The 287-nt window shown below is 49.5% G+C and carries 1 protein-coding gene; it reads left to right on the top strand.

Features of this window, described 5'->3' with window-relative positions:
- On the top strand, positions 1-201 hold a 201-nt coding region (locus KW848_RS31480; protein ID WP_218539193.1), incomplete at its 5' end, for a hypothetical protein.
- Between the last annotated feature and the right edge of the window lie 86 nt (positions 202-287).

Below are 287 nucleotides of genomic sequence, written 5' to 3'. Positions count from 1 at the left end.
ACGCAGAGTGTCATTGATGAACTACGACAAGACCGGCACTTTCTTGTTGAGGGCATTAGCCGTTTGATTGACGCTAGCCCCAAGTGGAATAAAGAAGATCGGGCGCGAGGAGAGGCAACCTTTATCAGCCTGATCCACCGAGGCATCGTTATTGAAGCGCAAATCGACACGATCAATGCGCTGGAGGGGTCGCCTGAATAACCCCGTAACAGTGTTAGGCTTCGGTGCGTTAATTTAATTAATTGTGCAGCGCATTAATCACTGCTCAACTTTGCATTGGGCGACTG

The sequence above is a fragment of the Pseudomonas sp. PDM25 genome (assembly GCF_019219045.1).
Taxonomy (GTDB): domain Bacteria; phylum Pseudomonadota; class Gammaproteobacteria; order Pseudomonadales; family Pseudomonadaceae; genus Aquipseudomonas.
The sequence above is the reverse complement of the archived record's forward strand: the minus strand, read 5'-3'. Positions and strand labels throughout refer to the sequence as shown.